Here is a 2,696-nt window from a genome sequence, read left to right as displayed (position 1 = left end):
TATAGCAGTAATAGTTACAAGAACAAGCCCATCAGAAGTTTCAAAAAAATTCTTTGATGGAATGGGTGGAGCATATGCAAATATTTTAGGTATTATTATTACTGCTACTGTGTTTGTTTCTGGGCTTAAAGCTTTAGGACTAATAGAAATCTTTATAGATTTTATTATCTCTAATCCAAGTTTAGCAGGAATTGGCGCAACCCTTGGACCTTTTTTCTTATCTATAATGACAGGTTCAGGTGATGCTGCTTCTTTTACTTTTAATGAAATTATTACTTTTCATGCAAATACTTTTGGAATGAGTATAGAAAATATGGGTTCTTTGATTGTTTTAAGTGGAGCAATTGGTAGAACAATGTCACCATTAGCAGGTGCTGCTATTATTTGTGCAGGCTTTGCAAAAGTTTCTACAATTGATGTTGTTAAAAGAACATCTTTTGGAATGGTTTTAGCTTTAATTACCGTTTATATTATATTAGCTATGTAAAAGTCACTTTTAGTTCACTCTAAGCAGTTAAAATTTTTTTAATACTATATTATATTAAGGAGTATCAAATGAGCAATATTCATGAAGAGGTTAAGGCTCTTGAAAAAGAACTTGTTGAAACAAGAAGATTTTTCCATTCTCACCCAGAAACAGGTTGGCTTACTTTTTTTACTACAGCTACTATCATAGATAAGTTAAAAAAATTAGGATATGATTTAAAGATGGCAGATGAAATTGTATCTGTACAACACCAACTTGGTCTTGGAAATAAAGAGCAAATTGAGCAAGCAAAAAAAAGAGCTAAGAACTTATTAAATGATGATTTACATCACTTAGTAGATGAGATGAAAGATGGTCTAACTGGTGTTGTTGCTTCAATTGATACAAATATAGAAGGACCAACTACAGCTTTTAGATTTGATATTGATGGTGTTGATGTAACAGAAAGCAAAGATGATACACATATTCCATTTAAAGAAGGGTTCTCTTCAGATATTGAAGGAATTACTCATGCTTGTGGACATGATGGACATGCTACTATTGGTTTAGGTCTTGCAAAACTTATTAGTGAAAATAAAGATAAATTTAAAGGAAAATTTGTTTTTATATTTCAACCAGGAGAAGAGGGTTGTAGAGGTGCAGTAGGAATGGAACCTACAGGAATTTTAAATGATGTTGATTATCTTATTGGAGCTCATATTGGTTTCCAAGCAAAAGAAAATAAAGGTATTATTTGTGGAATAAATAAATTTTTATCAACTTCAAAATTTGATGTTTATTTTACAGGAAAATCTGCACATGCTGCAGGAGCCCCTCAAGAAGGTTGTAATGCTTTACTTGCTGCAAGTGAAGCTGCAATTCAAATGCATGCAATTACAAGACATGCCGATGGAGTAACAAGAATTAATGTTGGAGTATTAAAAGCAGGAGAAGGAAGAAATGTAATTGCTCCTAATGCATTTATGGCATGCGAAACAAGAGGTGTTACTACTGAATTAAATGACTTTATGAAACAAAAATGTATTGATATTTTAGATGGTGTTTCAAAAATACATTCAGTTGAGTATGAACTTGTAGAAACAGGGGGTACTGCTGGTGGTGATAGTAGTAAAGAGATTACGAAACTATTTAAAGAAGCTGCTTTAGAATCACCTTATATTGAAGATGACTTAATTGTAGAAGAGTTTGATTTTGGGGCTTGTGAAGATTTCGCACACTTTATGAGAACAGTACAAAAAAATGGAGGACAAAGTGGTTATGCAATGATTGGAACAAACTTAGCAGCTGGACACCATAATAAATCTTTTGATTTTGATGAAAACTGCCTTGTATCTGGACTTGATATATTTTACAGATTAGCTTTTAAATTAAATAAAAAATAATAAAAAGAAGGCAAAATTATTTGCCTTCTATATTATTGATGTATCCTGACTAAAATTAACTAGTTAAACAATATTTAAAATTTTAAAAAGTCACGTTTAGTTCACTTTGAAACTATAATATTTTATAAAAGGGAGTTAAAAAAAAAGTTTAACTTTTTTTTAAGTCTACGTTTGTAGAAATAAAAATCAAGGATACATTCATGGAAACTTTAAAAGTTTTGATTGCTATTGCGACTATTGTCGCAGTTGTATACTTTTTAGTAAAAAAGTATGATACTAAACTAGTTTTACTAGTTGCTGGTGTTTTTATGGCTTTAGTTGCATTAGAGCCAATGACAGCATTTGACGCATTTGCAAAAAGAATGACTACTGGTGGTCTTATTCAAGCAATATGTTCTGTTTTAGGTTTTGCAGCAGTTATGAAAATTACTGGTTGTGATAAACATATGATTAATATGTTAGCAGGGGTATTAAAAAAAGCAGGAATTTTCTTAGTACCAGTAGCTACACTTTTAACTTTTTCAATCAATATTGCCTTACCTTCTGCATCTGGTTGTGCAGCGGCTGTTGGTTCAATCTTCATTCCTTTATTAATCTATTCTGGTGTAAGACCTGTTATGGCAGCAGCAGCAGTTTTTAGTGGAACTTATGGAAGTATGTTAAATCCAGGTTTATCTCATAACCCTTTTGTAGCAAAATTAGCAAATATACCAGTATTAGAAGTAATTAATGCACATAAAATGGCAACAATATCAAGTATAGTAGTAGCAGCAATTACATTAGGTATAGTAGCAATATACTTAAAAGAGCATAAAGGTTATGTAAGT

The 2,696-nt window shown here is 31.3% G+C and carries 3 protein-coding genes; all 3 read left to right on the top strand.

The genetic code is table 11. From position 1 onward, the window contains the following. A partial coding sequence (dcuC, locus tag CP960_RS13580; protein WP_165777376.1) for a C4-dicarboxylate transporter DcuC occupies positions 1 to 487 on the top strand: 487 nt, incomplete at its 5' end. A 68-nt stretch (positions 488 to 555) separates the two neighbouring features. Then, entirely contained in the window at positions 556 to 1,869 is a 1,314-nt protein-coding gene (locus CP960_RS13575; RefSeq protein WP_101185991.1) for an amidohydrolase, read from the top strand. 200 nt (positions 1,870 to 2,069) lie between these two features. Further along, positions 2,070 to 2,696 (top strand): C4-dicarboxylate transporter DcuC (dcuC, locus tag CP960_RS13570; RefSeq protein ID WP_165777375.1); only part of this gene is annotated, 627 nt, incomplete at its 3' end.

This window comes from Malaciobacter halophilus (assembly GCF_002837275.1).
GTDB classification, from domain to species: domain Bacteria; phylum Campylobacterota; class Campylobacteria; order Campylobacterales; family Arcobacteraceae; genus Malaciobacter; species Malaciobacter halophilus.
This window is presented reverse-complemented; position numbering and strand designations above follow the sequence as displayed.